This window comes from Thalassospira sp. CH_XMU1458 (genome assembly GCF_037027205.1).
GTDB classification, from domain to species: domain Bacteria; phylum Pseudomonadota; class Alphaproteobacteria; order Rhodospirillales; family Thalassospiraceae; genus Thalassospira; species Thalassospira tepidiphila.
The window spans coordinates 881,628-898,079 of the sequence record NZ_JAYMDW010000003.1 but is presented as its reverse complement, the minus strand read 5'-3'; the positions used below and the strand labels follow the sequence as shown (position 1 = coordinate 898,079).

At 55.4% G+C, this 16,452-nt stretch carries 21 protein-coding genes; 7 read left to right on the top strand and 14 right to left on the bottom strand.

The genetic code is table 11. The features are described from left to right. Positions 1-20: 20 nt before the first annotated feature. Positions 21-902, top strand: a complete 882-nt coding sequence (locus WBY09_RS18175; protein WP_336233514.1) for a DMT family transporter — start codon at positions 21-23, stop codon at positions 900-902. Here WBY09_RS18175 and WBY09_RS18170 read toward each other — a convergent pair. The 3 genes from WBY09_RS18170 to WBY09_RS18160 are packed head-to-tail and all read right to left on the bottom strand — an operon-like array spanning position 899 to position 3,427. Beyond that, positions 899-1,357, bottom strand: a complete 459-nt coding sequence (locus WBY09_RS18170; protein ID WP_336233513.1) for a pyridoxamine 5'-phosphate oxidase family protein — start codon at positions 1,355-1,357, stop codon at positions 899-901. The two genes, WBY09_RS18175 and WBY09_RS18170, sit on opposite strands and share 4 nt — an antisense overlap. A 30-nt stretch (positions 1,358-1,387) precedes the next feature. After that, complete coding sequence (locus WBY09_RS18165) at positions 1,388-2,272, bottom strand: TIGR01459 family HAD-type hydrolase (protein ID WP_336233512.1); 885 nt, start codon at positions 2,270-2,272, stop codon at positions 1,388-1,390. A gap of 18 nt (positions 2,273-2,290) precedes the next feature. Next, positions 2,291-3,427 (bottom strand): quinone-dependent dihydroorotate dehydrogenase, encoded by a 1,137-nt coding sequence (locus WBY09_RS18160; RefSeq protein WP_336233511.1) that lies wholly within the window; start codon positions 3,425-3,427, stop codon positions 2,291-2,293. Positions 3,428-3,678: 251 nt separating this feature from the next. Between WBY09_RS18160 and WBY09_RS18155 the strand changes: the two genes are divergently transcribed. Beyond that, positions 3,679-4,791: an NADH:flavin oxidoreductase gene (locus WBY09_RS18155; RefSeq protein WP_336233510.1), complete on the top strand. Its 1,113-nt coding sequence runs from the start codon at positions 3,679-3,681 to the stop codon at positions 4,789-4,791. An 87-nt stretch (positions 4,792-4,878) separates the two neighbouring features. Here the strand turns inward: WBY09_RS18155 and WBY09_RS18150 are convergent, their stop codons facing one another. Next, positions 4,879-5,463, bottom strand: a complete 585-nt coding sequence (locus tag WBY09_RS18150) for an exopolysaccharide biosynthesis protein (RefSeq protein WP_336233509.1) — start codon at positions 5,461-5,463, stop codon at positions 4,879-4,881. 127 nt (positions 5,464-5,590) lie between these two features. Here WBY09_RS18150 and WBY09_RS18145 point away from each other — a divergent pair, with 127 nt between their 5' ends. Beyond that, a complete protein-coding gene (locus WBY09_RS18145) occupies positions 5,591-5,827 on the top strand; it encodes a DUF1413 domain-containing protein (RefSeq protein WP_336233508.1) in 237 nt (78 codons plus the stop codon). A 31-nt stretch (positions 5,828-5,858) separates the two neighbouring features. Here the strand turns inward: WBY09_RS18145 and WBY09_RS18140 are convergent, their stop codons facing one another. Both WBY09_RS18140 and WBY09_RS18135 read right to left on the bottom strand, forming a co-directional pair. Further along, on the bottom strand, positions 5,859-6,218 hold the full coding sequence (locus WBY09_RS18140) for a DUF952 domain-containing protein (protein ID WP_064781822.1): 360 nt from the start codon (positions 6,216-6,218) through the stop codon (positions 5,859-5,861). Between the two features lie 37 nt (positions 6,219-6,255). After that, positions 6,256-7,173, bottom strand: a complete 918-nt coding sequence (locus WBY09_RS18135) for a LysR family transcriptional regulator (protein ID WP_336233507.1) — start codon at positions 7,171-7,173, stop codon at positions 6,256-6,258. A gap of 73 nt (positions 7,174-7,246) precedes the next feature. Between WBY09_RS18135 and WBY09_RS18130 the strand changes: the two genes are divergently transcribed. The 4 genes from WBY09_RS18130 to WBY09_RS18115 all read left to right on the top strand — a co-directional run bounded on the left by WBY09_RS18130 (position 7,247) and on the right by WBY09_RS18115 (position 10,343). Beyond that, the gene (locus WBY09_RS18130) at positions 7,247-8,167 is read left to right on the top strand and encodes a PhzF family phenazine biosynthesis protein (RefSeq protein WP_336233506.1); all 921 of its coding nucleotides are present in this window, start codon (positions 7,247-7,249) and stop codon (positions 8,165-8,167) included. A gap of 187 nt (positions 8,168-8,354) precedes the next feature. Then, on the top strand, positions 8,355-8,615 hold the full coding sequence (locus WBY09_RS18125) for a helix-turn-helix domain-containing protein (protein WP_336233505.1): 261 nt from the start codon (positions 8,355-8,357) through the stop codon (positions 8,613-8,615). Beyond that, positions 8,612-9,928: a type II toxin-antitoxin system HipA family toxin gene (locus WBY09_RS18120; RefSeq protein ID WP_336233504.1), complete on the top strand. Its 1,317-nt coding sequence runs from the start codon at positions 8,612-8,614 to the stop codon at positions 9,926-9,928. The genes WBY09_RS18125 and WBY09_RS18120 overlap by 4 nt, the downstream gene beginning before the upstream one ends. Positions 9,929-9,932: 4 nt before the next feature. Next, positions 9,933-10,343 (top strand): hypothetical protein, encoded by a 411-nt coding sequence (locus WBY09_RS18115; RefSeq protein WP_336233503.1) that lies wholly within the window; start codon positions 9,933-9,935, stop codon positions 10,341-10,343. Positions 10,344-10,396: 53 nt separating this feature from the next. Here the strand turns inward: WBY09_RS18115 and WBY09_RS18110 are convergent, their stop codons facing one another. The 8 genes from WBY09_RS18110 to terL all read right to left on the bottom strand — a co-directional run bounded on the left by WBY09_RS18110 (position 10,397) and on the right by terL (position 16,436). Then, positions 10,397-11,254, bottom strand: a complete 858-nt coding sequence (locus WBY09_RS18110) for a hypothetical protein (RefSeq protein WP_336233502.1) — start codon at positions 11,252-11,254, stop codon at positions 10,397-10,399. 11 nt (positions 11,255-11,265) lie between these two features. Beyond that, entirely contained in the window at positions 11,266-11,937 is a 672-nt protein-coding gene (locus tag WBY09_RS18105) for a hypothetical protein (RefSeq protein ID WP_336233501.1), read from the bottom strand. After that, positions 11,918-12,742: a TIGR04255 family protein gene (locus tag WBY09_RS18100; protein WP_336233500.1), complete on the bottom strand. Its 825-nt coding sequence runs from the start codon at positions 12,740-12,742 to the stop codon at positions 11,918-11,920. Before WBY09_RS18100 ends, WBY09_RS18105 begins: the two co-directional genes overlap by 20 nt. Before the next feature lie 139 nt (positions 12,743-12,881). Further along, on the bottom strand, positions 12,882-13,376 hold the full coding sequence (locus tag WBY09_RS18095) for a 3TM-type holin (protein WP_336233499.1): 495 nt from the start codon (positions 13,374-13,376) through the stop codon (positions 12,882-12,884). Between the two features lie 11 nt (positions 13,377-13,387). After that, a complete protein-coding gene (locus WBY09_RS18090) occupies positions 13,388-13,858 on the bottom strand; it encodes a cell wall hydrolase (RefSeq protein ID WP_336233498.1) in 471 nt (156 codons plus the stop codon). Further along, complete coding sequence (locus WBY09_RS18085; protein ID WP_063088040.1) at positions 13,855-14,178, bottom strand: hypothetical protein; 324 nt, start codon at positions 14,176-14,178, stop codon at positions 13,855-13,857. The genes WBY09_RS18090 and WBY09_RS18085 overlap by 4 nt, the downstream gene beginning before the upstream one ends. 136 nt (positions 14,179-14,314) lie before the next feature. After that, the gene (locus WBY09_RS18080; RefSeq protein WP_008890208.1) at positions 14,315-14,620 is read right to left on the bottom strand and encodes a hypothetical protein; all 306 of its coding nucleotides are present in this window, start codon (positions 14,618-14,620) and stop codon (positions 14,315-14,317) included. A 307-nt stretch (positions 14,621-14,927) separates the two neighbouring features. Next, a complete protein-coding gene (gene terL / locus WBY09_RS18075; RefSeq protein WP_336233497.1) occupies positions 14,928-16,436 on the bottom strand; it encodes a phage terminase large subunit in 1,509 nt (502 codons plus the stop codon). Positions 16,437-16,452 lie beyond the last annotated feature (16 nt).

The window sequence follows — 16,452 nt, the reverse complement described above, 5'->3', positions numbered from 1 at the left end:
CCACCAACTAGGAAGCCCCATTGGCCACGCAAACGTCTTCCCGCCAGAACAACCTTGCCGGCATCATGACGATGTGTGGCGGGGTGGCAGCGCTGTGTATCAATGATGCGCTGGCCAAAAGCCTGATGGATCATTATTCCCCGATCCAGATCATCTTCCTGCGCAACATCATCGCCCTTCCCTTTGCCTTTTTGGTGGCGCTCAAAATGGGCGGTTCTCGCAGCTTGCGTTCAAGCCGGGTTCACGTGCATTTCATGCGCGGTGTCGTCTGGATTGCCGCAACGGTGATGTTCTTTACCAGCATCCATCATCTTGGCCTGGCCGAAGCCACAGCGCTGGCCTTTGTCGCCCCGCTATTTATCACCGCCCTATCGGCGATTTTCATTGCCCGGGTCGGCTGGCGGCGCTGGCTTGCGGTCAGTGTCGGTTTTCTGGGGGTTCTGGTGATTGTCCGGCCGGGTGCGGCAACGTTTGAGCTGATATCGCTCCTGCCGATTGCGACCGCGTTTACCTATGCGATCCTGATGCTAAGTGCCCGCTTTGTCGATACGCGCGAAAGCATGTGGACTTTGTTGCTTTATCTCAGCCTGACCAGCGCGATTTTGACCAGTATTCCGGTGATCTTTGTCTGGAGCCCGGTCCGGGCGGAGGACATCTGGCTGTTTCTGGCGATTGCACTCTGCGGCTCGCTCGGCATGGCCATGATCACCCAGGCCTTCCGATTTGCCGAGGCCCCGACGGTGGCACCATTCGATTACACAGCACTGATCTGGGCGACGGCGCTCGGCTGGATGTTCTGGGGTGAAACGCCCGATATGCTTACCTTTGTCGGAGCCGCAATCATTACCGCAAGCGGGCTTTTCGTGATCTTCCGCGAAAGCAAGGTGGCGGCGGAAAACTAGTCGCGCGGTTTGACGCCATAGGTCCGCATCGCACTTTCGCGCATGTCGGCCTCATGCACGTCGTTTTTAAACCGGTAACTGGGGGCAAGGATTTCATTGGCCTTGGTCACCGTGACATCAAACAGGGTCGCCACCCGAAAGGCGTCGCCTGCCATGTCCTGCAAGATGACCTGGCGTTCGTCAAACCCCGCATCGCCTTTGCGCATCAGGGTTGCCGATCCATAAAGCTGCCAGCCGCGCTGGGAAAACACATCCACGAAACTGACGCAAACCTGCGGATTACGAGCGACATTCTGAACCGATTGCGGGGAGGCTATATTGGCGATGATGATGCGGTCTTCACCAAAGCAGGCGAAGATTTCCTTGGGGCTGACAGACGGCCCGGCATCGGAACTTGTCGCCATCCAGCACAAAACCGAACGATTGGCATATTCGCGGATGTCATCGGTCAGCATGGCAATCTCCGCCAAAATCAGGGCTGCTGCCTACCAGCAGAAATCCCCCATCGCATAGGTAATGTGACGGCCCGTGGCGGCCAGAAGCGCATCAAGCTTTTCGCGTTCCGGCAGCGTACCGCGCGGCGCGTCGAGTTCTTCGGCGTGGATGCCGCCGGTGACCAGCACGACGTCCAGACCGGCATTATTTGATCCGGCAATATCGGTCGAGATGCTGTCGCCGACGACCAGAAGCTTGGCATCCGGGCCCGCATCAAACATCTGCAGGCAGAAGTCATACGCACTTGCCAGTGGCTTGCCTTCCCAGCGGACATTGCCGCCCAGTTCTTCGTAACGCCCGGCAATGGCGCCGGCACAAATGATGCGTTTGCCACCCCGGATCACTTCGCGGTCCGGGTTGGGACACAGCACCGGCAGGTCACGGGCCTTGAGCGCATGCAAAAGGTCTTCGTATTTCGAAACCGGATCATGATCCTCGTTCGGGCCGGTGATCAGAACCCAGTCGGCATCATCGACCTCGGTAACAATCTCGACATCCTGATTTTCAAACATCGACATATCGCGCACCGGCCCCACCATCAGCACCTTGCGGCCCAGCTTGGCGTACCAGGGATCAGAGCGCGCCACGAGCTGGGCATAGGCAACCTCGCCCGATGCCACCGCCGGGCCATACAGATCACGCGAAATGCCCATATCTTCCATCCGGCCAACCACGACCGAGGACCGACGCGGCGCGTTGGACAGAAGGGCAACGGGAATACCGGCTTCCTTAAGCGCTGTCATCGCGGCGATCGAGCTTGGATAGGGAGTCACCCCGTCATGCACCACGCCCCACAGATCAAGGATCACGGCATCATATTTGCCAATCACCTCGGACAGGCCATTGATCATTTCATAGGGGGCGGTCTTGCTCATGCCGTCCGGATCCTTGTGTTATTTCTTGTTTGATTTGGCAGCAACAGCTGCCTTGGCAGAACGGGCTTCATCGACCGGAATGCCTTTGCCCGAAACCTCCGGGAAGGCGGCACCGACCGCATCCGACACATTGGCAAAGCCATCCTTGCGGAGCCGCCGTGCGAGGTCTTCCTTGATCTCGGCGACAAGCTCGACACCTTGATAAACCAGCGAAGAATAAAGCTGCACCAGCGACGCACCATTGAGAATCTTCTCATAGGCATCCTTGCCCGACGCAATCCCGCCAACCCCGATCAGCGGCACCTTGCCCTCGGTCAAACGGTAAAAATCGGCCAGAACCTTGGTCGAGGGTTCCATAAGTGGCGGACCGGAAAGGCCACCCTTTTCATCCTGATCATAGGAATTAAGCCCGACCGGTCGGTCAATCGTCGTGTTCGATACGATCATGCCATCAAGCCTCACCTTGGTCACCACAGCCGCGATGTCGGATTTGTCTTCCTCGGTCAAATCGGGGGCGACTTTCAACAACACCGGCACGCCCTTGGCAAAGCTATTGCGCGCCTTGATCACGGCCTTCAAAAGCTTTTCAAGAGGTGCGCGGCCCTGCAAAGCGCGCAGGCCCGGCGTATTGGGCGAGGATACATTGACCACCAGATAATCGGCATAGGGGCCAAGTGCTTCGACCCCCTTGGCATAATCATCGGCCGCGTCTTCGGAATATTTGTTCTTGCCAAGGTTGGCGCCCAAAACGCCGCGACGTGCGCGTTTGCGCAGGCGTGCGGCCACCAATTCGGCCCCGTCGTTATTGAACCCCATGCGGTTGATCACCGCCCGGTCGGAATAAAGCCGGAAAAGACGGGGTTTCGGATTGCCCGGTTGCGGAAGCGGCGTCACCGAACCGATTTCAACAAAGCCAAAGCCGTGTGACAGCATTTGGTTGGGCACTTCGGCGTTTTTATCAAAGCCCGCAGCAAGCCCGACCGGATTGGCAAATTTGCGCCCGAACACCTCGGTTTCGAGCATCGGGGTCGCGTCGGTTGCGTCATCCGCCCGCGGCACCAGATTGTTTTTCAGCGCCCAGATCGCCAGACCATGCGCGGTCTCGGCATCAATCCAGCGGACAATCGGCAAAACCAGTGACTTATACCACCCCACGCGAGACGCTCCGTGCTTTAAAGGACATGCCCTTTTCTTACGCGGCTGGCGGGGTTAGGGCAAGGATCAATGGCATTCAGTGGCGCCATGCGGCCGGTTATTTTCTTATGACCGGTCCATCAACGATCTCAGGCGCTGTACTGCATAAAATCATGCACCGATGTTTTTATCGCGTGGCCACAGATTGACAGCCGCGATTTCCGGAATATCTAGGAGCGACCAAAACAGAAATTCCGATCAAAGGATATCCAATGTCAAAACCCGACATTCTCTTCACACCTTTCAAGCTGAAAACGCTTGATCTTCCCAACCGTATCGTCATGGCCCCGATGACGCGCAACAAGGCACCGGACGGCATTCCGGGCGCCGCCAACGCGGATTATTACAGCAAGCGCGCCGCAGGCGGTGTTGGTCTGATCCTGTCCGAGGGGACCGTGGTCGATCGCCCGGCATCACGTAACCTTCCGCACATTCCGCTTTTCCATGGCAAGGCCGCCATGAAGGGCTGGAAGGCGGTTGCCGATGCCGTGCATGCGGCCGGTGGCAAGATGGGTCCGCAGATCTGGCATACCGGATCAACCCGCACACCGGACGGCTGGGAACCGGACGCACCGGTCGAAAGCCCATCGGGTCTGGTTGGCCCGGATGATCCGCGCGGCAACGCGATGACGGATGCTGATATTGCCGATACGATCGCAGCCTTTGCCAAGGCGGCCCTTGATGCCAAGAATGCAGGCTTTGACACCTTTGAAATCCATGGCGCGCACGGCTATCTGATTGATCAGTTCTTCTGGCCCGGCACCAACCTGCGCACCGATCGCTTTGGCGGCAAGACGATCAAGGAACGTTCGACCTTTGCCCGCGAAGTGGTGACCGCAATGCGGGCCGCCGTCGGGCCGGACTTCCCGATCATCCTGCGCGTCAGCCAATGGAAACAGCAGGACTTTACCGCCCGTCTTGCTTATACGCCTGATGAAATGACCGATTGGCTCGGCCCGCTGGTTGAGGCCGGGGTCGATATCATCCACGCATCGCAACGTCGTTTCTGGGAACCGGAATTCCCCGAGATTGATGGCGAAAAGGGCCTGAACTTTGCCGGTTGGGCGAAGAAGCTGACCGGGGCGCCGACGATTTCGGTGGGTTCTGTTGGCCTGTCATCCGACTTTATCGGTGCGTTCTCTGGCGAAGCATCGGAAAAGGCCAGCCTTGATGAGCTGATCAATCGCATGGAAAAGGGCGAGTTTGACCTGATCGCGGTTGGCCGCGCGCTTCTGAGCGACGCCCAATGGGCCAACAAGGTCAAAAGCGGCGCCTATGATCAGCTGGAAGACTTCAACGCCTCTGCCCTGGCAGAACTCGCGTAAGTTAACACCGATCACAAACACAAAAAACAGCCCGCCGAACCATCGGCGGGCTGTTTGCATATCAGGCGGGGTCGTTGGCTAAATGCCTCAGATGATCTGAAACATCAAAATCACGGTGCCCAGAGTCATGGCAATGGCGGCCAGCATCAAAAGCCCGTCACTGACCAAAATCGCCAGGCCAAAGGCGGCAATAGCGCTCAGCGGCGCGATGGCGGCAAAGGGGACAAGCTCAAACATCGGCATCGACAGCGACAGGATCAGGCACATCAGGGCCGCGATCCGCACAGCAACCCCGCTGATCAGGCTTTCAAACCGCCCACCAAACCAGCGATCCATCCGCTTGGCCACCGGATCAATCTTTTCCAGTCCGGCACGGACCTTGTCACCGCCGATTTCCCGCGCTGCCAAGACGTCAGGCAACCATAAATGCGTGCGTCCGATGATAATTTGCAGGGAAAACACGGCAACGAGTGCGGCCAGAAAGGTCGGCGCAAACGGAATGCCACCAATCGGCGACACACCAATCAGGGCTGGTACCAGAAGAAACGGCCCCTGACTGCGTTGTCCCAGCTCGGCCACGATATCGCCGACCGAAACATGCCGGTCGCCTTCTGCGCGCTTGTCAATCCGCGCAACGATATCCTCGACCTTTGCATTTTTCGGCGCCGTCATGGCCGGGCCTTTTGGCTATGGATATGAATGTTATGCATGAAACCACAACGCCTGACGGGCGCGCTTGTTTCCGGCCAATTTGCGCCAGAACAATGCAGACAGGTCGCCCCTATGCTGAGATCACCCCATGACACAGCTTGATCTTGATAAACTGAAGAAAACCCTTGCCGCGCGAAATCCCGGCCCGTTTCATTTACATGAAATCTATGGGCAGGGCTGGGAAACGCTTTATATCGGCGACAAGGTCAAACTCGGCCATTCATTCCTGAATGCCGTGCGCGCCGGGAAATTGCCCGGCGTGATCGATACCGGCACGAAGAAAGGCGGCGGGCGATTATATCTTTGGAAGCCGTGCGGGATTTAGATCCGGCGCGTTCAGGCGGAGCTGGCGCAGATCAACGCAGATCTTCGGGCAGGATGTGAACACCGTTTTCATCAAGGCGAATTTCATCGACCTTGGTCACGTGCTCCACGGACAGAACATCATAGAGATGCGGGAACAGCGTGCCGCCGCGGGCCGGTTCCCATTTGATTTTCGCGGCAATCGGCGCGACCGGCACCCGCAGCAATTTCAAGTGATCCCGCCCGGCATAATGCAGCGCAAGCGTTGCGGCCAGCGTATCCTGGGTCGAGAAATGGATAAAGCCATCGGCAATATCATGCGGCGCACCGTCATATTGTCCGGCACTGAGCGCTTCTGCCCATTCATCCGAACCCAATACGCGATAGATCATGTCATCAGTTGTATTTGTCATGGCGGGAATTTAGGCAGACACATGCAAAACGGCAAGCCTATTTCATCTGCCCCTTCAGCCAGCCCAAAAGCTTCGCATGGCGCTCCGTCTTGGAAAATTCAGGACTGCAGACCAGCCAATAGGATGATTTCATGGGAACCGCCGGACCAACCGGCGCCAGAAACCCTTGCGCGATATCGCCTTCAATCAGAAGGGTTCGGCCAAGCCCGATGCCCATGCCATTGATCGCCGCCTGCAACACAAGATCGGCACGATCAAACGCAAGCGCCTTGCGATCCGCATCAAGGCTTAAACCGGCGTGCGCGCAATAATAGCCCCAACTGAAATCGGTGCCATCGCGCTCCCCCACCGCATCCTTGAGCAAGGTAACGTCAGGATCGCCAAGAACATATTCAAACCCCCTGCCCCCGGCGAGATAGCCCGGACGGGCAACCGGCACGATCGCTGCCTTTTTAAGCAAGCTGGAATGCAAACCGGGATACGGCCCTGCGCCAAAGCGAATGGCGGCATCAATTGTGCCAGCACTGAAATCCACCGGCCGATCATTGACATCCAAGGTGATCTCAAGCCCTGCCTGCTGTGCACTCACCAGATTGGGCAACACCCATTTCATCGCAAGTGCGGATGCCACCGACAGGCGCACAGTGCCGCTCGTTCTGAATTTTTCCAGCCGGTCAAACGCCCCATCCCAGACACCCACCGTTTCAAGCGCCGCCGCGCACAGCACCCGGCCATATTCGGTCGGCGTGATCTGGCGCGTGGTGCGTTCAAACAACGCAAAGCCAAGCGCCTCTTCAAGCTGGGTAATCCGGTGACTGACGGCCGATTGATGGACACCCAGCTTTTCGGCCGCCTTGCTGAAACTGTTTTCGCTGGCAATCGCGGCCAAAACCGGGGCCAGCGGGCTCACCCGCGCAATCAGGTCGCCCCGCGACATTTCATGAGCTTTCTTCATCTATATATGAGTCCAGAATCCCTGTGAGATTTATTAAAACAGCCTCAACAGAGATTTTAGCAGGAATAGAGTCATGAGTACATCTCAACAAAATACCCAAACCGTCGCGGTGCAGATCGTCAATGCGTTTGTGAAAAATGGTCAGGGCGGCAACCCGGCCGGCGTCGTGCTGGATGCCGATCAGTATAGCGATGATCAGAAACTCACGATCGCCCGGAAAGTCGGGCTTTCCGAAACTGCCTTTGTCTCGAAATCCGAGACCTGCGGCATAAAGCTTGATTTCTTTACCCCGACCAAACGCATCGCCCATTGCGGCCATGCGACCATCGCAACCTTTTCCTATCTCGCCGAAATTGGCCGCTTTGGCGATGGCGAGACGTCGAAGGAAACTGTCGATGGCCCGCGCAAGATCATCCTTGATCACGGCATGGCCTATATGGAGCAACTGGCCCCGACCTACACCCCGGCCAGCAAGTGGGCTGACCAGGGTGTCACGCTCTGTGATGTGCTGAAATCGCTTGCGATCACGTCTGATGACCTCGATGACCGCGCCCGCCCGGTGCTGGTCAATACCGGCAATAACTTCATCGTCATTGCCGTGAAAGATCAGGCGACGCTCGCCAACATCACGCCCGATCAGGACACCATCAACGCGATTAGCGAGAAGCTTGACCTGATCGGCTATTACATCTTCACCACCGACACCGGTGACGCAGGTGACACCGGGATTGACGCCACCACCCGCATGTTCGCCCCGCGCTATGGCATCACCGAGGAAGCCGCCACCGGCATGGCCGCCGGGCCGCTGGCCTGCGTTCTTCATGACCTGTTGGACATCAAAAAGGACAGCTTCCTGATCGCCCAGGGCGAATTCATGACTGAGCCGTCGCCAAGCCAGATCAAGGTCACGCTGGACCTTAAAGACGGCCGCATCACCGGCCTTCTGGCAGGCGGTCAGGGCAAAGTGATGAAGAACCTTGAGATTGCGCTGTAAGCACGGAGTGGTGTCAGGACCAGAGTTTGGCGCTTCTGTAAATTCGCAGAAGCGCCATATTTTACCCATAAGTAAAATCTCGCTAAAAATCGGGCCACAATCACCGAATTTTACTTATAGGTAAACTTCACTTTACATTCACAGCAAAACCCCCTAAATTTACCCATAGGTAAATTTGGAGGATGCCATGCACATCACCCGCATGGACCAGCTTGGCCCGGAAATCCGCAAGGCCCGCAAGGCGCTTGGCCTGTCGCAGACCGATCTGGCGCTTGCCACGGGCTTGAGCGTCAAGTTCCTCAGCCAGCTTGAAACCGGCAAGGCCGACAATCCGGGCTTTGCCAATATCCTGGATATCACCCGTGCCCTTGGTGGTCAGGTGATGCTGGATTGGCCCGATATCTCGATTGCCCCCGACCCCACCCAATCGGACGGAGACGGGGCATGAGCAAAACCCTTCTGGTTCTTGCCAATGGTCGCGACCGGGTTGGCGTTTTGCAATCCGATGGGCGCGGCTACATGTCATTTGACTATGACCCGGATTGGCTTTCAAACCCGGCCGCCTATCCAATTTCGCAAAGCATCCCGCTGCGGGATGGTGCGTTTGACCATCAGGCCATTGAACCGTTCTTTGACGGGCTTTTGCCCGATAAAAAGGATGTCCGCCGCCAGATCGCAGCCCTGTTTGATGTCGCCCCGACGGACGAGTTCGGCATTCTGGAACATATCGGGCGCGATTGCGCCGGGGCCTTGATGCTGATCCATCCCGATCAGGCAAAAAACCCCCTGCAATCCGATGCCCGTCTTTCGGCGATCTCGACCGATGATCTTGCCAAACGCATTGCCGACCTGCCCCAAAGACCGCTTTTCATCGACGAGGATGAAGTTGTGCTGTCGTTGGCCGGGGTCAATGACAAGGCCGCGGTTTATATCGATCCAGCCACACAGGAAATCTCCCTGCCGTTTGGCGGCTATCCAAGTACCCATATCCTCAAGATCGATATCGAACGCCTGCCGGACTCTACCCGGACCGAGCATTTCTGTATGAAGCTTGCGCGCAAGATCGGTCTTGATGCCGCGCACACCAAAATCCGCCTGTTTAACGATCGCCCTGTCCTGTTCGTCACCCGCTTTGACCGCGCCTACGCCCAGACATCAAAGGGCGTCCGCGTTACCCGCCTGCATCAGGAAGATTTCTGTCAGGCACTTGGGGTGAACCCGGATGTCAAATATGAACGTCAGGGCGGACCGGACCTTGCCGCGATGTTTGCGCTGACCAAACAGGCTTCCACCATCCCGGCGCGCGATATCCCCAAATTGCTTGGGTTTGTGATTTTCAATTTCCTGATCGGCAACCCGGATGCGCACGCCAAGAACTATTCCCTGATCTATCGGCAACGCCCGACAAATGCCAATGCGACAAATGTCCACACCGCAATCAGTCCGCTCTATGACGTCAACAATGGTGCGGCGTTTCGCGATTGCTTCAAAAGCCAGCGCCCCCGCCTCGCCCAATCCATCGGCGGATGCTTTGACCCGACCGAACTGGACTGGTCGCATTGGGCAACCCAGGCCCGCACCATCGGAAGCTCCCCCACCGCACTTCGCAAGGCGTTGCTCACCATGGCAAAGAAAGTCCGCGAAACCATCACCCCGCTGCGCGATGAAGTTCGTGATACCGACGCCGACAGCCCAAGACTTGACCACATCGTTGACGATGTGTCGAACCGGTGTGAAGCTTGGATCAGAAAACTCGGGTGATCGCATGGATGATGATTTCGAATTGCCGCCGGGCATCGGCCCGCATAATGACCGCGAACTGGAATTGATGCTGGCCGGAACAAAGCCGATGGCAATGTTCTCGGACGCGGTTCATGTCAGCGACTATTTCCCAGAAGCCGATTTTGCCCCGCATGTAGAGTCAGGCAAAATCATCCGCGTCGAGGAAATCATCCCGCGCCCACCTTATGAAATGCGCTACTTGTTCTTCGCCCTGCCCGGCGAAGAATGGCGGATCGAGGAAGCGTTGGTGATGTGCTGCAACCTGTGCATCGGAACAGTAGCAGATCACGACTCAGATTCTGCGCGGATGGGGGAGTTGTTGGGTTATTCGGCACAGGATATCGCGGCGTTCCTGGCCCACTCAAAGCGAAAAGCAACCTCGTCATTGCTCTAACTTCTTATCCATAAAAAGGGACTGTCCCCTTTTTATGGTAAAATTTGAAAAGCTTAAGACACTGACAGATCATCAAAACTCAAGATATCGGAAGAAATGTAGTCATTTGCGGTGATATCGCGCATATGACACGCGATCATAGTGACTGCATATTTTTGAGAGCCACTGAACGCTTGCTCCCATTTCTCGATTATTGTGCCATGGAGCTCCTTAATGGGAAGCGCATCTTCGAGGATTAGAAATATAGTTACCTCCACCTCATCCGCATCCCATTCAACGTTCGTTGAAGCGCGAATTTGCGACAAGCCACGAATGAATTCACCTTCTTCTGAGGTTTTCTTACTTTTGTCTTTTACTCTCTTTACGAATTTTTTCGAGGCAACCCCAAAATCATCTGGAAACGCAAATCTTGCTCTTTTCCTTGCAAGTGAGGAGGCAAAATCTCGTCTTTGCTGATCTGTAAAGCAACCAACTTCTCTTTTAATACCTTTTAACCCTCCTTTATCGAGGGTCATAACCCTATCCAAATCAACAACAAGTTTTTTTTCTTCTGCCCCTGGCAGAAACGCAAACGCTGGTCGTTTGAGGCCACGAACATCTTGAAATTCATCGTCCGAAAGGCGCACCAAAGGTGCGATTTCGAGATACGGACGACGTTCAGCAGATCGAACAATGTCGCAAGTCTGCGACAAAACAGAAAACCCCTCAATTCCTTCATCATCTATAACTTGATAAGGAGCCTCGACAAAGTCATCTTCAGTGCTTTGATTTACTATAGCTCTAGCTAGTTCTGAAAGCGGCGACGACATGTTAATCGCAAAAGAAAAGGGAATCCTAGCACCCAGCCAGAAATCCCCCTGCTTCCATTGGGAATAGTCGCTATCTATTTCGCTAAAAGAATCCTCAGCCATCCAGCTCCTCGTCATTTCCTTACGCGAAGAGTTTTTCTCAACTTAGGCTGACTTGGGATTTCAGGCCGATCACCTATTACATCTAGCAACTGAACTGGTTCGGAAAAACCGTTCTCACTAATCTGAGCTTTTTCAGGGTGAAGCAGAACTTCTGTCGATATCTTAGAGAAATGATCATCTAAAATATCAAACTTGCCATCGTTAATCAGTTTATAGGCTGATATTCCGTCTTCTCGTTCAGCAAAAAGCAACGCGCGCATTCTCTGCGCTCCCGCCCCCTTAGCAACACCTCGCAAGCACATAAGAACTTTAAAGATTTTAGACCAGTTATGAGCGGCAACATTTTGCCCATTTATCCAGTGATGAACCGCTCGACGACCAACACCAAACATGCCACCAACTTCACTCCAGCTCAACGCAGCAATTCGGCGCAACTCGAACAAGGCAGCGGGCACATCAACGTAAATCGAATCAGGACTGGCTTCAAAAACTTTCCCTGCGGGCTCAGAAGAAGTCCCCATCAAGAAAACGGGTTGAGAATAGTTGTTCGCGGTCTGAGAAGATTCCCCTCCCACACTTAAAACCAGCTTTACCAAGTCTACGTTGGGATCAGATTTATTACCGTCACCAATCGAGGAAGAAGTAACCCGCTCTGTTTTAGCGTCACTCGGATGCAACAGCATCGTGACCTCCGAACTTTACCAAGAAAGATTCTTCAACCATTAAACGAAACACATAATACACTCTCTCGGAAAAAATTTCGCAAATTTCCGTTATCTTTTTTTCTTCGAATTGAAGGTTTTCTTGCGTAAACATGTCGAAATCGAAAATCCAGCTCTCTCCGTCAACCGGTTTAAGCACAGCCGGATCATGCGTGGTGCGCGCAGGTAACTTCCCCCATCTAGCCTGCAGTCGCCCTTCTTCAGCATTGAACATTGCCTCTGAAACTGAATGCACGGCTGCGTCACGTAATGGGCTACAATCATCTGCATCTGGTGACAATATGCCCAACACAGATGCATTAATGTCGTGCTCAATCCCCAACACATCTTCCCCGTGGATATGATTTACGTAACGCACCCCTATTCTGAGGGCGACACCGGGAGAAAAAGACTTGTCAACAGCTCTAATTACAGCAGCAAGCCGTGAGACAAAATCCTCGCGAGAGGAATAACTGTTCGTCTCTAAGGTTACAAACTCTGTTGTAAGCGTCACTCGCCAGACGAACTCAGGCTTCTGATCATCAAACCGCCACAGAATCGCGTTCTCAGGAGCGCCCTGTACATTTGCTCCCTCTACCCTAAAGCTATGAACCACTTCTTTATTAAGAAATGGATATTCGCTGCGCAGCTCCGACTGAAACTGAGCAACCGCATCATCACTCCGAATTGACAACTGAAGGGGAAAACGCACTTGACACAGAACTTTAACCAGCGGCGCACGGCTCAGGGCCACCTCTTGAGGTGCCTTTTCCTTTAGCTTACCCATGTCAACCTCTTTGACTCACCTGTAGCACGCACATCATACATCAATAAGACGCAGTGTGAAGCATAGTGTGAAGCATTAATAGATACATACTAATCATATGTGTCAAAACGGCTTAAAAACAATGAGGCAAGCGCCCCCCTTACTCCATTTTTAACCTCTTATCCGCACTCCGCTTCACCACGCTCACGCCCAAAACCCCCAGTGCAATGCCCCAGATCGGGCTGGTATTGACCAGCGCTGCGATGATGGCCGGGGCCTGTAGCGGGGTGAGGATAATGGCGTAGGCGATTGCGCCCATGGTCATGATCCAGGTCAGTGCGACGGCATAGCCGAAGCTGGGGCGCCAGCGCCGCACAAAGGCATCTTCGCTGGCGACTTCGGCGCGGATGGTGCGGTTGACGGATTTGAGTGTTTCGGTATCACGGGCCAGTTCGATTTCGGCCATGCGTTCGGTGTGGCGGTTGGCAGCTACGATTTGTTCGGGCGTGACGTCGCCCTTGGTGACCGCTTGTTCGACCTGTTTCAGGCCCTCGGCCGCCGTTTTGGCAATCGGATTATCGATATGATCAAGCCCCGCACCCACCGCCTTCATCAAAAGCGGCAGGCCGATCTGGGCGAGCAATGCCGGGATCATTTGATACCTCCCTACCCTATGTTTTTGTAAAACAGGTGGTTACCGATTTCCGCACACGGCACATGGCCGCGTGCCCAGAACGGGTCCACCGCATGGGTGTGATAATGGGTGGCACCGTCGGTTTGATCGGGAAGCTCCCCTGCCACCGCGCGCTTGGCGATGCGTTTGCACAAACGGTACGCCGGGTCACGCGGGCTGAGTGCCAGAAGCTTCTTGCGGTTGGGGTCCGCTTCGTTCCAGCAGGAAAACTGTGCCGGTTTCAGACAGACAGATTTGATGTCATTGCCCCACCAATAGCGCCCGCGCCGCTTGGCAAACGCCACCCGGTTGAGGATGACCGATGCCACCGCCTCGATCCCGGGAAGTTCTTCGCCGCGCGCCTCGCCATAAAGGGTGCGGGCAAGCACTTCGACCTCGGTCAGTGTATCGGGATCGGTGACCGGCATTGATGCCGATCTGGTCAGGGTTTGGCATTCAGTCATAAGCTCAGATCCTTTTTGCTCGGGATGGGGGGCATGTCGAGCTTGGCCTCGATCCGGAGCAAATGGCCGGTCAGGCGTTTTTCGACATCCTTGAGATAAGGGATGGAGACATAGTTGCGCGCGACATCGAGCTTGAAGGCAGCCAAAGCATCGCGCAGATCGCTGGCATCTGACTCTTCGCGGGTACGGAGTTGCTCCACCCGGCCAAGCAGTTCGGAACGCATCCGCCAATGCAGCCAGAACAGGCTGGCGACAGCAGGGATTTCAACAGCCGTGATCCACCAGATCACATCAACCGTCTGGGTCACAGGCAGGGTCATGGGGGCCTCGATTTTCAGACAAAGAAAAACCCGCAAACCGGTGGTTTGCGGGTCAGGTCGACCGCGCCTCCACCCGGGGCGACATCCCACGGGCTGGATAAGCGGTCAAAGCAGTCAGGAGGCGGGGAAGCTTGGTTTAAGCTGCCGGGCCCTTCAGCTTTTCTTCCAGGTCCTGCCAGGCCTCGCCAGAGGCGACAAGGCAGCTTGGGCCGGACGGATAGGTAAACAGGATGGTCCAGGTCTGGCCATCGGGGGCTTTAAGCACCTCGATCACGCCACCATTGGATGTCACGCCGACCGCGACCGGTTCTTCGGAATATTTTGCGCTCAGGCTGTCGATCACCTTGGATCGATCCCCGCAGACGGGGGATGCCGAGGCTGGGGTATGTGTTACTGCAACGGCACCTGCCACCACAGCAATCAAGCTCAGTGTTTTCAACATGGTCAGGCCTCCTGGCAGTCAGGTGCGCCCACATGGACGTCTTGTTTTCCTGTACTGCAAAATCAATCAACAAATGATCTTTGGCCGTTTCCTTGTGCCGGCTTCATGGGCCGGGACCCGTCTTTTTCTGGCTTCGAAAACTCACTTTAGTATAGGAAGAAAAATTACTTACTATGCTTTCATATAATAAACGTAGGGACCAAAGCTGAATTTTCCATGAATATTTCACAAATGTGATACAGACCTGCGCTAACCATTTGGCATTGTGAGAAAGTTTTTTCCTCCCTCACGAATTGAAAGCCCGTTCTCACGGGTTGAAATAGCTCTCGGCCCGGAAAATCCCGCTTTGTGCCCGCCAGTCGGCCCGTTTGACCGGCATATCGACCCGTGGCAAACGCACCGTATCATGCAAAATACAGCCCGCCACCGCATCAAGCCCGTCATCGGCACTTTTGTTGGCATTGCTGTTATCGGGATGCCAATCACGCATCTGGCGCAGAAACGGTGTCTGGCAAACATCGCGATGGACATGCAGCAATCCTGCCCCCATCACCGCGCCAAAGGCATCCTCGATCCGGGTGGCCTTGTTGGTACTCTCATGATGTTCTACGACGCTCGCCGCCCATCCGATTGATTTCAGTTCACGCCGAAGAATATTGGGCAGGAACCGGCCAATGCCATTGGCCTCGACCCGGACCGACGGCAAATGATGGCGCGCCATAAATTCCGCCACCTGGCCACAAAGCTGGCTGGCCTCATCGCGCCAGGGCATTTCAGCATTTGTCTCTGACACGCTCGGATCAGACGCCCGCAGCCACGCGATATCCTGCAGCCAATATTCCCCCTGATCACAGATATAAACGCACGCCACCACCGCCCCGTCGCCGCGAAGCGACCCGAAACTCGGATCAAAATGGCAGGCACTGGCGACCATGGTCCGCCCGCCAATCCGAAGGCTCATGCGGCCATTGCCATGCGTGATCTCGGCCGCGTCGTCATAGAACCGCAATTTTGCGGGATCGAGCATCCCGGCCACCGGCGCCATCATTTCAAGCATCATCTGGCTTTGAAATTTGCGCTCTGGCGTGCGGATCCGCATGGCCTTGATGGCGGCCAGATCAAACCGTTCCGGCCAGTTTGATGTCCCGTCCTTATTGACGATGGGAAGCTCAAAGCGTGAAAAACCGGCAAGGAACGGGGCAACTTCGCCGATTTCAGTTCGCGCTTCATCAGCATAGATCGAGTAATAGCTGTGCGGTGTGCCGACATAAAGCTGTGCACCGCTTGGCCCCAGCACATAGGCAATCTCGCCAAGCTTTTCGCGCAGCTCGCAACGTTTATGGGCGGTGTCGCTGTTTTTGGGCACCTCGACATCATCGCAAATCACCAGATCGGCACGCGATCCGGTAATGTTGCCACCAATGCCGACGGCCTGCATGGACGGATCGCGCAACACAGCCGTTCGCGCCACGGTAAACCGCTCACTCCCCCAATCGATCAGCTTTTCAGGCAAAAGGGCACCCATCAGCGGATGACGCTCAATCACGCGCTTGACGTTGCGCACCATCTTTTTCGCCAGATCAAGATCGGCGGCCAGAACCAGAATGCGCAAATCGGCATCGCGATAAAGCACCCAGGCACAAAACAACCCGACCAGTGTCGACTTGCCGGAATTACGAAATGCCATCAAAAGCATTTCCCGCTTGCCCGACTGCCAGCAGTCCTCAAGCCAATCGGCCATCTTGCGGTGATGGGCCGGCAGGCTCAGCCCCAACATCTGATCCCAGATCCAAACGAATTCGGCGAAGCTTGCCATTTGCTCGATCCTCGAA